This window comes from Chlorogloea sp. CCALA 695 (assembly GCF_003003885.1).
Lineage (GTDB): Bacteria > Cyanobacteriota > Cyanobacteriia > Cyanobacteriales > Chroococcidiopsidaceae > Aliterella.
The window spans coordinates 132573-147183 of sequence record NZ_PVWN01000005.1 but is presented as its reverse complement, the minus strand read 5'-3'; the positions used below and the strand labels follow the sequence as shown (position 1 = coordinate 147183).

At 42.5% G+C, this 14611-nt stretch carries 15 protein-coding genes; 7 read left to right on the top strand and 8 right to left on the bottom strand.

The window, feature by feature from the left end; all coding sequences use genetic code 11:
• The first annotated feature begins 212 nt into the window (after positions 1-212).
• Genes C7B70_RS04755 through C7B70_RS04745 form a run of 3 tightly spaced genes read left to right on the top strand, consistent with a single transcriptional unit; the run spans position 213 to position 2086 of the window.
• Entirely contained in the window at positions 213-851 is a 639-nt protein-coding gene (locus C7B70_RS04755; protein ID WP_106367921.1) for a hypothetical protein, read from the top strand.
• Positions 852-854: 3 nt separating this feature from the next.
• A complete protein-coding gene (locus tag C7B70_RS04750) occupies positions 855-1616 on the top strand; it encodes a pentapeptide repeat-containing protein (protein WP_106367920.1) in 762 nt (253 codons plus the stop codon).
• The gene (locus C7B70_RS04745; RefSeq protein WP_106367919.1) at positions 1613-2086 is read left to right on the top strand and encodes a CRR6 family NdhI maturation factor; all 474 of its coding nucleotides are present in this window, start codon (positions 1613-1615) and stop codon (positions 2084-2086) included. The genes C7B70_RS04750 and C7B70_RS04745 overlap by 4 nt, the downstream gene beginning before the upstream one ends.
• Positions 2087-2215: 129 nt before the next feature.
• Here the strand turns inward: C7B70_RS04745 and ndhD1 are convergent, their stop codons facing one another.
• The 4 genes from ndhD1 to C7B70_RS04725 form a co-directional block, all read right to left on the bottom strand.
• Positions 2216-3790: a photosynthetic/respiratory NAD(P)H-quinone oxidoreductase subunit D1 gene (gene ndhD1 / locus C7B70_RS04740; RefSeq protein ID WP_106367918.1), complete on the bottom strand. Its 1575-nt coding sequence runs from the start codon at positions 3788-3790 to the stop codon at positions 2216-2218.
• Positions 3791-3850: 60 nt separating this feature from the next.
• Complete coding sequence (locus tag C7B70_RS04735; protein ID WP_106367917.1) at positions 3851-5905, bottom strand: NAD(P)H-quinone oxidoreductase subunit 5; 2055 nt, start codon at positions 5903-5905, stop codon at positions 3851-3853.
• 161 nt (positions 5906-6066) lie between these two features.
• The gene (locus C7B70_RS04730) at positions 6067-6450 is read right to left on the bottom strand and encodes a co-chaperone YbbN (RefSeq protein ID WP_106367916.1); all 384 of its coding nucleotides are present in this window, start codon (positions 6448-6450) and stop codon (positions 6067-6069) included.
• Between the two features lie 245 nt (positions 6451-6695).
• Positions 6696-7412 carry an NnrU family protein gene (locus C7B70_RS04725; RefSeq protein WP_106367915.1) on the bottom strand — a complete coding sequence of 239 codons (717 nt, stop codon included), beginning with the start codon at positions 7410-7412 and terminating at the stop codon, positions 6696-6698.
• 90 nt (positions 7413-7502) lie between these two features.
• On the opposite strand from C7B70_RS04725, the gene rpiA reads away from it, so the two are divergent.
• Positions 7503-8204 (top strand): ribose-5-phosphate isomerase RpiA, encoded by a 702-nt coding sequence (rpiA, locus tag C7B70_RS04720; RefSeq protein WP_106367914.1) that lies wholly within the window; start codon positions 7503-7505, stop codon positions 8202-8204.
• 58 nt (positions 8205-8262) lie between these two features.
• Here the strand turns inward: rpiA and folP are convergent, their stop codons facing one another.
• Both folP and tpiA read right to left on the bottom strand, forming a co-directional pair.
• Entirely contained in the window at positions 8263-9111 is an 849-nt protein-coding gene (folP, locus tag C7B70_RS04715; protein WP_106367913.1) for a dihydropteroate synthase, read from the bottom strand.
• Between the two features lie 13 nt (positions 9112-9124).
• Positions 9125-9850: a triose-phosphate isomerase gene (tpiA, locus tag C7B70_RS04710; RefSeq protein WP_106367927.1), complete on the bottom strand. Its 726-nt coding sequence runs from the start codon at positions 9848-9850 to the stop codon at positions 9125-9127.
• 115 nt (positions 9851-9965) lie between these two features.
• On the opposite strand from tpiA, the gene C7B70_RS04705 reads away from it, so the two are divergent.
• The gene (locus C7B70_RS04705) at positions 9966-10592 is read left to right on the top strand and encodes a hypothetical protein (RefSeq protein ID WP_106367912.1); all 627 of its coding nucleotides are present in this window, start codon (positions 9966-9968) and stop codon (positions 10590-10592) included.
• A 20-nt stretch (positions 10593-10612) separates the two neighbouring features.
• Here the strand turns inward: C7B70_RS04705 and sbcD are convergent, their stop codons facing one another.
• Together sbcD and cysH are read right to left on the bottom strand one after the other, a co-directional pair.
• A complete protein-coding gene (gene sbcD, locus C7B70_RS04700; RefSeq protein ID WP_106367911.1) occupies positions 10613-11908 on the bottom strand; it encodes an exonuclease subunit SbcD in 1296 nt (431 codons plus the stop codon).
• A gap of 46 nt (positions 11909-11954) precedes the next feature.
• Positions 11955-12680 (bottom strand): phosphoadenosine phosphosulfate reductase, encoded by a 726-nt coding sequence (gene cysH / locus C7B70_RS04695; RefSeq protein ID WP_106367910.1) that lies wholly within the window; start codon positions 12678-12680, stop codon positions 11955-11957.
• 85 nt (positions 12681-12765) lie between these two features.
• Here cysH and C7B70_RS04690 point away from each other — a divergent pair, with 85 nt between their 5' ends.
• Together C7B70_RS04690 and C7B70_RS04685 are read left to right on the top strand one after the other, a co-directional pair.
• Complete coding sequence (locus C7B70_RS04690) at positions 12766-13059, top strand: glutaredoxin family protein (protein WP_106367909.1); 294 nt, start codon at positions 12766-12768, stop codon at positions 13057-13059.
• A 5-nt stretch (positions 13060-13064) separates the two neighbouring features.
• Complete coding sequence (locus C7B70_RS04685; protein WP_106367908.1) at positions 13065-14552, top strand: UDP-N-acetylmuramoyl-L-alanyl-D-glutamate--2,6-diaminopimelate ligase; 1488 nt, start codon at positions 13065-13067, stop codon at positions 14550-14552.
• Positions 14553-14611: the final 59 nt, after the last annotated feature.

The following is a 14611-nucleotide window of genomic DNA, read 5'->3' as shown; positions in this document are numbered from 1 at the left end:
AATTGGGACGTTGCTTAAAGCTGTTACCTGACCAATTAATAGTAATTTTCGCATTTGAGTCAGCATAAACAATTCAACTCAATAGTTTTTTATTCCTAGTTTAACAAGTACGCCAAAACCCTCGACTTATCTACCTAAAAGCTCCCCAGGGCTGGTATTCTGCAATAGGTGAGGCAGGATGAATATTTGCCATATTTACGGAGAGCAGAATTTTGGGCATAGAGTTACGCAGTTATGTATTTCTAGACAATTTACAACCTCAACACGCAGCTTACTTAGGAACTATAGCGCTGGGGTTTTTACCTTTACCGGGAGATACATCGCTGTGGGTAGAAATTTCACCAGGAATTGAAATTAATCGCATTACCGATATCGCCCTCAAAGCCACTGGAGTTCGTCCTGGGGTGCAAATTGTTGAGAGGCTATATGGACTACTTGAAGTACATTCCAGCCGCCAAAGCGAGACGCAAGAAGCCGGGAGAGCGATTTTACAAGCCCTAGGAGTCCGCAAAGAAGAAGGTCTTAAGCCGCGCGTAATTTCAAGTCAAATTATCCGCAACCTCGATCCCCACCATACTCAACTTATCAACCGTACCCGCCGGGGACAAATGATTTTAGCAGGGCAAACCCTTTACGTATTAGAAGTTCAACCCGCCGCCTACGCTGCTTTAGCAGCCAATGAAGCTGAGAAAGCGGCGCTAATTAACATTCTTGACGTGCTTGCCGTTGGTAGCTTTGGCAGACTTTACCTAGGCGGACAAGAACAAGATATATTAGCAGGTTCAAAAGCAGCGCTGGCAGCAATTGAGAACATAAACGGGCGAGAACAGCCCCAATTTGGCGCAGAGTAAGTTATGGCAAATTTAGAGCATCTCGCCTTATTAAAGTCGGGAGCAGTGAGATGGACAAAGTGGAGAGAAAATCATCCAGAAATATCGCCAGATTTGAGGGCCGCAGACTTAAAGGGGATAAATTTAAGGGGTAGAAACCTAAATAACACTAACTTAGCAAATACCAATCTTAGCAATGCAATCTTGATTACAGCTAATTTTGAAAAGGCTAGTTTTACGCTTGCGGATCTTTCCTCTGCTCTTTTAATGCAAGCTAATTTAATTGGTGCAAACTTGAGCATTGCCAACTTGCGCGACGCTAATCTCAAAGAGGCTGTTTTACGGGGAGCTAATTTAATTGGGGCTGATTTGCAAGGAGCGAATTTAAGTAATGCAGATTTTGAAAATGCTAATTTAATCGGGGCTAACTTGCGCGGTGCAAATCTTACTGGCGCTAACTTAAGTGAGGCAAAACTAATTCGCGCTAACTTAAGCGAGGCTATTTTAACTGAAGCTCATCTTAATTATGCCGATTTGAGTCATGCTAACCTTGGCAGCGCTTCTTTAATTGGCGCAATGTTGTACAAAGCCGAACTTAGCCAAGCTAATTTAAACAATGCTTACTTACATAAGGCTTATTTATTTAGTGCAAACTTGAGCCAAGCTAAACTAATAAATGCTGATTTACGCTGGGCTAATCTTCGAGGTGCTGATCTTACTGGCGCTAACCTTACCGGGGCAAATCTGCGAGGAGCTGTTCAAAATACAATTAATGAGGCAATATGACAATCGCGATCGCACTCAACGCGGAAATTATCAACAGTTTGGATCTTGCTCCCGTACAAACAGTAATTGATAACTTGCTGACTACAGGAGTTATTGCCGCTTACGAGCAGCAACTAAGCTTTACTATAGACTATCCCCAAGATCCTGAAGATCCGCGCGAACTGCCAGAAATTCCTGAAATTCGATTATGGTTTATCCGCTTAGATTCCCGTTATCCTTGGCTGCCATTTTTGCTTGACTGGAAAGATGGAGAACTTGCGCGTTACACAGCGATGCTTGTACCCCATCAATTTAGTGCTAAAGAAGGACTCCAATACAATCCAGAGTCTTTAGAGATATTTTTAATGCACAAACTTTTTGTTTTGGGCGACTGGCTGCCTCAATACGGTATTAACAGTACATCGCGGTTAAAAGCAATGGCGCTAATGTTAGGTTACGACTTGGAAGATGAACTATTTGCAATGTTTTAATGCGCCTAGGGAAATTTGAAGCTGTTAAGCTGAAGGAATTTAATTTGCTCCATTGTAAATCAGTAGAAACTTTGATTAAAAAAGGCAGGTTTTTTACCTGCCCAAAAGTAACATATTTAATCTCGCTCTTTACCTCACCCCAATTTCTGGCGCAGTATAAGACACAGTAGGTATAGACTTTTGCGCCAAAGTTGGGACAGAATCGCGCAACCTTTGAGTTAGCTGAATTGTTGTCGCATCATATATTTGAGTTAGTAACTTAGGATACAAGCCAATCCCAATAATGGGTACGAGCAAACAAGCAACAATAAACACTTCTCTTGGTTCTGCATCAATCAATTCTTCGTGAGAAATTAGCTCTTGATTCTCTTGTCCGTAGAAGATTTCTCGCAGCATAGACAGCAAATAAATCGGGGTTAAAATTACGCCCACTGCCATCAAAAATACCACGATCGCCTTAAAAGTTGGATCGTAAGCATCGCTGTTAGAAAAACCTACAAATATCATCAATTCAGCTACAAAACCGCTCATTCCTGGCAAAGCCAAAGATGCCATCGAACAGGTAGTAAACATCGCAAAGATTTTCTGCATCTTCTGCCCCACTCCACCCATTTCATCTAACATCAATGTATGAGTGCGATCGTAGGTTGCACCAACGAGAAAAAACAAACTTGCCCCAATTAAACCATGAGATACCATTTGCAAAACTGCCCCACTTAAACCCAAATCGGTAAAAGAGGCAATTCCAATTAGCACAAATCCCATATGAGAAATTGAGGAATAAGCAATTTTTCGCTTTAAATTCCTTTGGGCAAAAGATGTCAAAGCAGCGTAAATAATGTTTACTACCCCCAAAATTACCAGCACCGGGGCAAAATAAGCGTGGGCATCAGGTAGCATTTGGGCATTCATCCGAATTAAGGCATAACCGCCCATTTTCAAGAGAATACCAGCTAGTAGCATATGCACGGGCGCTGTAGCTTCTCCGTGAGCATCGGGAAGCCAAGTATGCAAAGGGAAAATCGGCAGCTTGACAGCGTAAGCAATCAAAAAACCAGCATAGATAAATAGCTGAAAATTGAGCGCGTAATCTTTAAGCCCCAACGCCTGCATATCAAAGGTTACTGTATCGCCGTAAAACGCCATCGTCAAAGCAGCGATTAAAATAAACAAAGAACCACCCGCAGTATAAAGAATAAACTTTGTAGCTGCATACTGGCGCTTTTTACCGCCCCAAATTGCTAGTAGTAAGTAAACCGGGATAAGTTCTAATTCCCAAACCAGGAAAAATAGCAGCATATCTTGAACAGCAAATACAGCAATTTGTCCGCCATACATTGCCAAAATCAAAAAGTAAAACAGCTTTGGCTTTAAGGTGACGGGCCACGCGGCTAAAACTGCCAACGTAGTAATAAAACCCGTCAAAATGACCAAAGGCATCGATATACCATCAACAGCTACTGACCAATTTAAGTCTAAGGCGGGAACCCAATGATAACTTTCTACTAATTGCAAATTGGGATTTGCAAAGTCGTATTGAGAACCAAAAACGTAAACAATCAAAGTAAAGTCAATCAATCCGATAATTAAGGCGTACCAACGTATCTTTTGGACGTGCTGATCGGGAATGATCGGAATTAGTAGCGATGCCGCTATAGGAAAGAGAATTATCGTAGAAAGCCAAGGAAAAGTTGATAAATTCATGGTAATTGGAAGCTAGGAAGAGAAATATCTGCGCTTTTCAACTCCCTAACTCCTCTCCTCCTAAGTCACTCCAAAAACAACTACAAGACCGAGTACGGCGGCAAATATAATCAAGGCGTAGAATTGGGCGCGACCGCTTTCTAAATATTTCAGCCCTTCGCCACTAACTAGCGTAAAGAAGCCTGTGAGGTTGACTGCGCCATCAACTACGCGAAAATCAACTTCCATAACTTGACGTGCTAATCGGCGCAATCCTTGGACAAATACGCGATCATAAATCTGATCAAAGTACCACTTGTTTAAAGATAAGGCGTAAAGGGATGGGAATTTTTGGGCGATCGCACTGGGGTCAATTTTGCCCCACAAGTACATTAAAGAAGCCAAGGTAATCCCTATTAAAGATATACCTACTGAACTCCCCGCCATCACAAAAAACTCAGATTGGTTAAATTCTGCTGCTTTTTGGGCAATAGAAACCGCGCTTTCACTCGGAGGATGAATAAACTCCTCAAAATAATTAGCATAAGGCGTGCCTACTAAGCCAATCAACATCGAAGGAATCGCCAAAACAACTAATGGTAAAGTCATCGTCCACGGCGATTCGTGGGGGCTGCTACTGTGGTGGGTATCGTGACTAACGGCGGCAAGTTCTCTAGTATCCATCGCCCCCGGTCCAAAATTAGGAGTAAGGGTATTAACTCCCGCTTGAAGTTTGTGTTTAATTTGCTCATCGTTACCGCGAAAAGAGCCTTCAAAGGTGCTGAAGTACATACGAAACATATAAAATGCCGTAATTCCTGCCGTCAGCCAGCCTATAGCCCATAGCAAAGGATTCGCTGCAAAAGCTTGTCCTAAAATCTCGTCTTTTGACCAGAAACCAGCAAAAGGCGGTACACCCGAAATTGCCAAGCAACCAATCAAAAAAGTAATCGCGGTAAAAGGCATATATTTACGTAATCCGCCCATTGTCCGCATATCTTGCGCCAGCGCCGGATCGTGACCTACTACCGATTCCATCCCATGAATTACCGAACCAGAACCCAAAAACAGCATTGCTTTAAAGTAGGCGTGAGTCATCAAGTGAAATAACCCCGCACTGTAAGCACCGATGCCCATTGCCATTACCATATAGCCAAGCTGGGAAATCGTGGAATAAGCTAGGCCCTTTTTGATGTCATTTTGGGTAATAGCGATCGTTGCCCCCAAAAATGCTGTAAATGCTCCCGTATAAGCAATTACATTCATTGCTGCGGGTACGCCTTCAAATACCGGGTACATCCGGGCAATTAAAAACACTCCCGCCGCTACCATTGTCGCCGCGTGAATTAGGGCTGAAATCGGTGTTGGACCTTCCATCGCGTCGGGTAGCCAAACGTGCAAAGGAAATTGTGCCGATTTCGCCGCCGGGCCTAAAAATACCAATATCGCCAGCACGATCGCTAGAAAATTGCTAATTGAACCGGATTCTACTAAAGAATGGAGGCGATCGCCCATAATTTCAAATTCAAAGCTTCCGGTTGCCCAATATAGGCCCAAAATGCCCAACAATAAGCCAAAGTCACCTACACGGTTGACTACAAAAGCTTTTTGGGCTGCATCGGCGGCGGGTTTGCGATCATACCAAAAACCTACTAATAGGTACGAACACATCCCCACCAATTCCCAGAAAATGTAAACTTGCACTAAGTTGGGACTAACGACTAAACCCAACATTGAGGAGCTAAATAAGCTCAAATACGCATAAAATCTCACATAGCCAGGATCGTGAGCCATGTAGCCATCGGTATAAACCATGACTAATAAAGCTACTGTAGTTACGATTACTAACATCAGAGCTGTTAGATGGTCGATAGTGTAGCCCATGTTGAGGTGAAAGGTTCCTGCTGCTGCCCACTCCAACGTATAGGTATAAGTTGGGTGTCCTTTAATTTGACTCCATAACAAGGCAATAGAGAGCGCCATCGCACCACTAAGCAGCGACACAATGAATACAGCGTTTAGCTGCCGCAAACGGTTTGTTACTTCGCTTACTGAGATTAACCCTAGACCGACTAGCATTGCCCCTAATAGAGGTAATACTGGAATTAGCCAGACATATTGATAGATTGTTTCCATCACTGACAACTACTTTGAGAGTTTTGTATTAGTATTGAGCAAACTGTTAATAGTTGTAACATACAGGTTTTGCTATAAAATGTCCCGCCCGAAAGAATCGGAGCGGGACATTTAGTAAAAAATCCTAAATCTACAAGAAAGCTTGACTTATTTTCAACCATCTAAGCCGAACGTTGATGTTGCCAATAGTCGATTTTTTCAACATTATTGGCTGAATCTAGGTAGCTAGTTCTAATTTCTTCTAAAATTACCTGCAACTCCCTAGGACTATGAAAATCCTCAAGGCGATCGCGTACCTGACCATTTTCAATTAAAAGTAGGGTGGGCAAGTTAGTCAATCGATAAGTGTTAGAGAGCTTAAAATTCTCGTCAGCATTGACTTTTACTAATTTAATCTGACTATGACAATGGCTATAAAATTGCAGTAGTAGCGGCTGAATCAGGTGGCATAAACCACACCAAGGAGCGCCAAAACTGACTAAAACCGGAATGGGTGATGCTAATACTTCTTGCTCAAACGTGCGATCGCTAACTGACAACACCATAAGCTTTAAACCTTAAATTTATAGATATTTTTTAGGCAACCAAAGCTATCAGTTTTTAGTTGACAAGAGCAGCATTACCCTTAGCTGCTTCTGCCTGATAACTTATTGTGGATCATGCTACATCTATTTAGGATCAATGTCAGTATCAAAAACGAACATTAAACTATAGAAATTATCTATGTTCGTACCAACATAGATTTTATTGGCATAATATTTAACTCAGACATTGCACAGTAGCGCCTTCTCTACCAATTAACGCGCCCTGTTGAGCTAATTAAAAGCGGGTGAGAGTACCATAAGGCAATGATAAAAATAGCTACCCCTAGATAAGATGGGCGGAGAAATTCAGAAATCTTAAAAGTCTGCTGTCCGCGCACCATCGCTAAAAAAGGCACAATGGAAGTGCGAGACTTAACAACTTCAAAAGCTTCACCGTAACGGGATTGTAAACGGCGATCGCCATGCCAAACTCCAAATAGATGATGCAATACTAACCCAATAGAAGTAAATAAAGTAAAACTCGTCCCAATCCATAGAGTATGGGCTATACACCACAAAACTTGTCCCACCATTTGCGGATGGCGAGTAATCCGAATAATCCCCGTCTCAAATAAATGAACTTGTGGCTTTTGAATCGCGGCAATTTCTAGCAAATTAAAGGTTGCTGGATAAAGAAACAAAAAAGAAATTGCCGACACTATCCAAACAAAGTTTCCCACACCCGGAACTCCTTGGACTTGCCAGAGTTGAGCGCCATCGTAGCGGTGATTAAAAAAATAGATAACTAATACGACAGCTATTGGTAAGCTAACTAAAGCAAAAATAACGCGGTACAAACGAGCGCCAATCAGCTTTTCCGCAGAAGTGCGCCAAGCTGCTAACCCGCTATGTGCGATCGCAAATCCCAGCAAAAGACCCAAAATAATAAAATGACTGGGTGTTAACCAAACAGGTAAATTCATGTACTAACTTTCGTAGCTGACAACGCTTTCTTTAATCTATACCGACCAATGCAAATATATACTAGACACTGCGTTTAATAAGGGTATGGTATGACGGAATTAGCTAAGTTGATGAAGGAACAAGTCGGTAAAGCCGCAGCGCAGCGCGTCAAGTCAAATTCTATAGTCGGATTGGGTACGGGTTCAACTACAGCTTATACAATTCAATTTCTCGGCGACTTTCTCAAGTCTGGCGAACTAACAAACATTGTCGGGATTCCTACCTCTTTTCAATCAGAGGTTTTGGCAAAACAGTATGGTATCCCTTTAACTACTCTAGACGCGGTAGACCATATTGATATAGCAATTGATGGAGCCGATGAAGTAGATCCGCACAAAAATTTAATCAAAGGTGGTGGTGCAGCCCACACCCGCGAGAAAGTTGTAGACTATTTAGCCGAGCAGTTTATTGTCGTAGTCGATAGCTCAAAAATAGTAGACCGTTTAGGTTCTAGCTTTCCTGTACCTGTAGAAGTTATCCCCATGGCGCTTTCTCCAGTAATGAGAGCGATTGAAAAACTCGGCGGGAAGCCAGAGTTGCGGATGGGAATTAGAAAAGCTGGCCCAGTAATCACCGATCAAGGCAATATGGTAATTGATGTCAAGTTTGATTCTATAGACGACCCCGCCGACTTAGAAAAAATTTTAAATAATATCCCTGGAGTGCTAGAAAACGGTATATTTGTCGGCGTTACTGACCTAGTTTTAATTGGCGAAATTGTTGACGGACAACCAAAGGTTAGAGAACTTTAAATGGTGTTGCTGATTAAATATATAAATTTTGGTATGAAGACGTTGCAGCGCAACGTCTCTACATTTGCCTAAATATAGCATCGGCAACGCGGCAGACATCGCGCATTTGGGCTACATCGTGAACTCGTAAGATATCCGCCCCCGTCGAAATCGCCGCACAACACGCGGCGGCGGTTCCCCATACGCGCTCTTTGGGGTCTGGTTGATTGAGGATGCGTCCAATAAAGCTTTTACGAGATGCTCCCACCAAAATCGGACAATTGAGAGATTTAAAAAAACCTACATTTCTCAGGATTTCTAGATTTTGTGATTGATTTTTAGCAAACCCAATGCCTGGATCGATAATTATTTTAGAAGGATTAATGCCACAGAAAGCCGCACTTTCAATTTGACGCTCTAAAAACTGGTAAATTTCGGCTAACAGATTTTGATAATCAGTCATTTGTTGCATAGTTTGCGGCGTACCGCGCAAGTGCATTAAAATAACAGGTACATTTAATTGAGCAACGGTAGCCAACATATCGGGGTCAAAAGTACCGCCAGATATATCATTAACTAAATCTGCTCCCGCCGTCACCGCAGAAAAAGCTACACTGGCGCGGGTTGTATCTACAGAAATGGGGACGGCTATTTCTTTTCGCAGTACCTCAATTACTGACAGCACCCGCTCTAATTCTTCCTCTACAGAGATTTGTACAGATCCCGGTCGCGTCGATTGTCCGCCGATATCAATAATGTCTGCTCCGGCGGCTACAAGCTTCTGAGCCTGCGCTAAAGCCTCTAAAGGTTTAGAAAACTCGCCACCATCGCTAAAGCTGTCTGGCGTGACATTAACCACTCCCATCAGATAGGTACGTTTTCCCCACTCAAAAGAGAAGTCGCAAATTTCCCAAGCTGGAACAATCATTTTTTTGCAGCAGCTATTTGTAATTAACCAACTGAGCAAAACTATCTGGTTCTAAACTCGCACCACCAACTAAAGCCCCATCAATTTCTGGTTGCGCCATAATTTCATCAATATTACTAGGCTTTACCGAGCCGCCATACTGAATAGAAACGTTAGGATTGCTTAATTGAGCGCGAATTAAACCAATTACTCTATTAGCTTCGGTTGCTTCGCAAGTATCCCCCGTCCCAATTGCCCATATTGGTTCGTAAGCAATAACTAAATTATCTTGGTCTACACCGACTAAACCTAGTTTTAGCTGCCTTGTAACAGTGCTTTCAATTTCTCCAGCGTCTCTTTGCTGCTTAGTTTCTCCTACGCACAAAATCGGCGTAAGGTCAGACTTTTGAGCCGCCAACAGCCGTTTCTTAACAGTTTCGTCAGTTTCGCCAAAATACTGTCGTCGTTCGCTGTGACCGACAATAACATAACGAGTGCCAATTTCTGCCAGCATTTCTCCAGAAATTTCCCCAGTGTAAGCGCCGCTATTTTCCCAGTGGATATTTTGAGCGCCTAGCTGAATACGGCTACCATGCAGATTTTTTGATAGCTGATTTAAATCGGTATAAGGAACGCATAATACAACTTCCCGATCTTCTGGGGTATGCTCCAAACTCGGCATAAATCCTTTTAAAAACTCTAGGGACTCTGCCTGAGTTTTAAACATTTTCCAATTTCCGGCAATAACAATTTTCCGCACAGCTAACTCAATTAAAGACAATACCAATCGTAAACTCCAGTTTAAAGCGTAAGGTGACGGGCGGATTATACAATTAGTGAAATCTTAAAAGCATTAAAACGAGGTGAGCTTATTTATGGGTTGTTCCATACTTTACAGCGCAATTCCGCCCAACAGTAGTCTATATCTACGCCTTCAAAGTGAAAAAGCACTCAGCATTCTTGTCGCTTCTCTTTTTCCCTACGGTTGCGGCATTTTCCGCTTTTTTGAAATTGAGCCTGAAGAAATTGATGAAATAATTGAAAATGTTATCGAAATACATCAAGAGGTATTTGAGTCAAAGTTAGAAGCAGAGCGGGCAATAGCTGAACTTCGCTCTCAGTTGACGCTTACTCGTCAAGCCTTTCCAGGAATTGAAGACCGGACAGCAATGCTAGAAAAATCATCTGAGGAGATTGAAAAACGTTTAACACTGGAGCTATCGAGAAGACAGGTTGCCAATGCTGATGAGATTGTTCAAAAGCTCCTATTAGGCGATCGCACTTTTGCCCCAAATTTGCTATCAGTAGATGAATCATTAGGACTTATATCGCGCGAACTAGTTAGTCAAGGAGCCAGCATTTTTCGACACATCGATCCTAAAACACTGTTTTCAACAGAGGAAGGTCGGGAAGGGTGGTGTCTCAATCACTTAGAGGATTTGAAAGATTTATATCTTTCAGCAGACGAGAATAATGAGGTGATATTGGTTGGACTTGAGTAGTGCCAAAAATCCGCGAACAATCAGAGCAACCTTAACTGGCTATTTTGGTTATTAGCGGTAGGTTCGCTAACCGTAGTATCAAACCAGACTTCCTCAGTCTTAGCAGATAGCAATTTATTGGCGGCTTCCAGCATTAAACTTGATATCTCTTTCAGGTCTTGGCGATTATTTATGTAAGCTGTCAATGCTTCCATTGGGTCAATTGCACTACTAGCCCCTAATTCTGGCAAACGCGGTCTAGCTAACTGACTAATTAATTCTGGTTGAATTGTATAACTATGGGCTGCACTCAGGGCGCTATGAACAGCAGCACTATCAATTTTATCTATTTGCTCAGAGCCAAGTTGATAAATTAGCCTTACTACCGCATCTTCAATAGTATGTTTGGCGATCGCTTTCATCAATTGCTCGTGAGGTTCAGTTGCCTTAGATATATCTACTTTGATAGTCTGAAACTTCCGTACTTGCAATGGGCAAAATTCCCACTCTACTTTACCCTTTTCTAAAGAGACTTTGACATAGCCTTTATCTTCTTTTTCTTCGCTAAAATCAACCCGCTCAATACTACCAGGATAAATTACAGGCGGGTCATTAGATTTATTAAGGTTCTGGTGACGGTGGACGTGACCTAGCGCCACGTAATCAAAGCAAGGGCGAGTGATTAACGATAAAGGAATAGTAAACCCTTTTCCTACAGCTAACAGGCGTTCAGCACCCAAATTAGCGCTGTCAATCATTAGGTGTCCTAACAGCACTGTGGGGATTTCGGGATCTAAACGGCGAACTTCTCCTTCCATTGCCGTCCGCAGGCGATCAATTAACATATCGTTGATATCGGTAATTGATAAACCTTCAGTTTCCGGGCGTGTTAGCAAGGTTGAACGAGTTAGCCAAGGAAGGGTAACTACTTGCACTGCACCATTACGAGTTTGGATGTGGTGAGTTGTTAATCTGTCTCCTACTAAAAATCCCGGTACGCCCAAGGTACGATAAATACATAAACTTGCCCCACCCATGCCTTGCGAATGCTGGTCATGGTTGCCTACTAGCAACACCGTAGGTATTTGAGCATCAACTAAACGGCGAAATTGAGTAGCAAATTTTTCTTGAACGTAAGGCGGCGGTGTAGCATCGGGAAAAGCATCGCCGCCAAACAATACTAAATCTACTGGCTCGGCTAAGGCATAGTCAATACATTTAGATAAAGTATTGACAAAATCCTCCAAACGTGTATTCAAACCAGTTTCGGGATTAAGCTTGCCATGAGTAAAGCCGCTTCCCATGTGGATATCAGACAGATGGAGGATTTTTAGCATTTATAACTTACCGTACCAAGCGCGAGTTTTTAGAAGCAGAAAATTATTAGATGTGAATACCACATTCAGTTTTGCCCATTCCCCGCCAGCGTCCGGCGCGTTCGTCTTCGCCTTCGCCTACTTGGGTTGTAATAGGTTCGTCGCCAATACTGGGATAACCTTGGTCGTGGAGAGGATTGTAGATAACGCCGTGTTCAAATACATACGCCCAGGTTTCTTTGCGCGTCCAACTAGCAATAGGATTGACTTTGAGACGCTGTTTGCCATCTACTTCAAATATTGGCATAACTTGGCGAGTATTGGCTTGATCTCGTCGCCGTCCAGTAATCCACGCCGTTGTATTCAATTCTGCTAGTCCCCGTTGCAAGGGTTCAATTTTGGTGATTTGGTGAAATTGGCTAATATCTTTGTCCCACAATGAGTCTCCGTACTTAGCTGTGAAGGCTTCGCGGCTATCAAGGTCGGGCATTTTGTAGGTTTGCAGGTCTACGTTGTATAACTCTTTAACTTTGCCTACTAATTCTAAAGTTTGGGGAAAGTGGTACAAAGTATCGAGAAATATTACCGGAATTGGATGCTTAAGATCGCGGTAAAGTATATCGGTAATTACTATATCATCTACGTTGAAGGCACTGGCTTGAACTAATCCAGTGTTTATGTTTTCAACACACCAAGCTAAAACATCTTGTGGATGGGCGGTATCATACTTTTGATTTAGTTCAGCTAAATCGAACTTGGCGGCTAGGTTAGGCGAATCGGTGGAAAGGCTCATAATTATTTTTGTTACTTCTTATTCCAGAATATCGAAATATGCCCCGATCTAGAAAGAGTAGTAGTTTTACAATCGGCTGATAATAATGCAATTAATTATGTACAGTAAACCGGGTTGTCACTTGTGCGAAGGCTTAGAGGAGAAATTACAGCAAATTCGCGCTATTTTAAATTTTGACTTAGAAATTCGTGATATTACAAGTCGCCCCGACTGGTTTAATGTCTATCAATACGAAGTTCCCGTAATTTGTAAGCTGTCTGCGGGTAAAGAACAACTTTTACCTCGTCCTTCGCCTCGCGCTAGTACAATGCAATTGCAACAAATGTTACAGAAATATTTATCGAGTGATGGACAATCAGCGCAATTAGGTGAGGTTTAATTAATATGAAATTAGGCGAATTGTTATCTCAAGTTAGCGATCTTTCCCTGTCGCCCGAACATCCAGCAATAGATGACGAAGTAAAAGGCTTAACTACTAATTCTCATGCTTGTCAACCGGGAGATTTGTTTATAGGAATGCCCGGAACGCGGGTTGATGGTGGAGAATTTTGGTCAAGCGCGATCGCATCGGGGGCAATTGCAGCTATAGTTTCTACTCAAATAGCCAATGATGTCAATAACCCTGTTTTAATTGGTGCTACAGACATGGTAAAGGCTTGCGCGGCGATCACATCGGCTTTTTATGGGCATCCTACTAAGCAAATGCAACTTGTGGGCATTACCGGGACTAATGGTAAAACTACGACGACGCATTTAATCGAGTTTTTCTTGACAGAGGCGCATTTATCTACAGCTTTAATGGGTACGCTTTACACTCGTTGGGCGGGTTTTGAAAAAACTGCGGCGCATACAACGCCCTTTGCAGTGGAATTACAACAGCAATTTGCCGAAGCCCGTGATGCTGGCTGTAAGTTTGGAGTTATGGAAGTTAGTTCCCACTCTTTGGCGCAAGGAAGGGTAAAAAGCTGCGAGTTTGACGTTGCAGTATTTACTAACTTGACTCAAGATCACCTTGATTATCACAAAGATATGGAGGATTACTTTAAAGCCAAAGCTTTGTTATTTAGCCCTGAATATCTGCAAGGATTAGCAATAATTAATATTGACGATCCAATTAGCGATCGCCTAATTAAGCAAATTCAATCTCCAGTATGGCGTTACAGTGTGGGCGATCGCACCGCAGAATTGCATACAACCGACCTAAAATACCAACCATCGGGGGTTAGCGGCACTCTCCACACTCCCAAAGGTGACATCGCTTTTGAATCGCCTTTAGTTGGTCAGTACAACCTAGCCAATCTTCTAGCAGCCGTAGGAACAGCCTTACATTTAGGTGTAGATTTACAATTAATTGCCCAAGTATTGCCAGATTTTCCTGGCGTACCCGGACGCATGGAACGAGTGCAGATATCGCCCCTTCAAGACATCAGCACAATTGTAGATTACGCACATACGCCAGATAGTTTAGAAAACTTACTTAAAGCCGCCCGTCCATTTATTAGCGGTAAAATGATTTGCGTCTTTGGTTGTGGAGGTGATCGCGATCGCACCAAACGCCCAAAAATGGGTAAAATAGCTGCCGAACTTGCCGATATCGCCGTTGTAACTTCTGATAATCCTCGTACCGAAAACCCCGAACAAATTTTGCTTGATATCTTAGCGGGTATCCCATCAACTATTAAACCAATAGTAATAAGCGATCGCGCGGCGGCAATTAATGAAGCAATTTTGCTTGCAAAACCTGGCGATGGCGTACTAATTGCCGGAAAAGGTCACGAAGATTATCAAATCCTTGGTACAGAAAAAATCCATTTCGACGACCGAGAACAAGCCAAAAACGCCTTGAATCAACGCTTGGTTAATTTAGGGTAGCGATCGCCCATCTGAACCCCTTTTTTAAATATTTCCTCCATTAAAAAAGGACTTAAGCA

Bases quoted from the DNA above. Each gene is read 5' to 3' on its own strand.
- C7B70_RS04750 (WP_106367920.1), top strand. From the start codon at position 855: ATGGCAAATTTAGAGCATCTCGCCTTATTAAAGTCGGGAGCAGTGAGA.
- C7B70_RS04745 (WP_106367919.1), top strand. From the start codon at position 1,613: ATGACAATCGCGATCGCACTCAACGCGGAAATTATCAACAGTTTGGAT.
- ndhD1 (WP_106367918.1), bottom strand. From the start codon at position 3,790: ATGAATTTATCAACTTTTCCTTGGCTTTCTACGATAATTCTCTTTCCT.
- C7B70_RS04735 (WP_106367917.1), bottom strand. From the start codon at position 5,905: ATGGAAACAATCTATCAATATGTCTGGCTAATTCCAGTATTACCTCTA.
- C7B70_RS04730 (WP_106367916.1), bottom strand. From the start codon at position 6,450: ATGGTGTTGTCAGTTAGCGATCGCACGTTTGAGCAAGAAGTATTAGCA.
- C7B70_RS04725 (WP_106367915.1), bottom strand. From the start codon at position 7,412: ATGAATTTACCTGTTTGGTTAACACCCAGTCATTTTATTATTTTGGGT.
- rpiA (WP_106367914.1), top strand. From the start codon at position 7,503: ATGACGGAATTAGCTAAGTTGATGAAGGAACAAGTCGGTAAAGCCGCA.
- folP (WP_106367913.1), bottom strand. From the start codon at position 9,111: ATGATTGTTCCAGCTTGGGAAATTTGCGACTTCTCTTTTGAGTGGGGA.
- C7B70_RS04705 (WP_106367912.1), top strand. From the start codon at position 9,966: ATGGGTTGTTCCATACTTTACAGCGCAATTCCGCCCAACAGTAGTCTA.
- sbcD (WP_106367911.1), bottom strand. From the start codon at position 11,908: ATGCTAAAAATCCTCCATCTGTCTGATATCCACATGGGAAGCGGCTTT.
- cysH (WP_106367910.1), bottom strand. From the start codon at position 12,680: ATGAGCCTTTCCACCGATTCGCCTAACCTAGCCGCCAAGTTCGATTTA.
- C7B70_RS04690 (WP_106367909.1), top strand. From the start codon at position 12,766: ATGCAATTAATTATGTACAGTAAACCGGGTTGTCACTTGTGCGAAGGC.
- C7B70_RS04685 (WP_106367908.1), top strand. From the start codon at position 13,065: ATGAAATTAGGCGAATTGTTATCTCAAGTTAGCGATCTTTCCCTGTCG.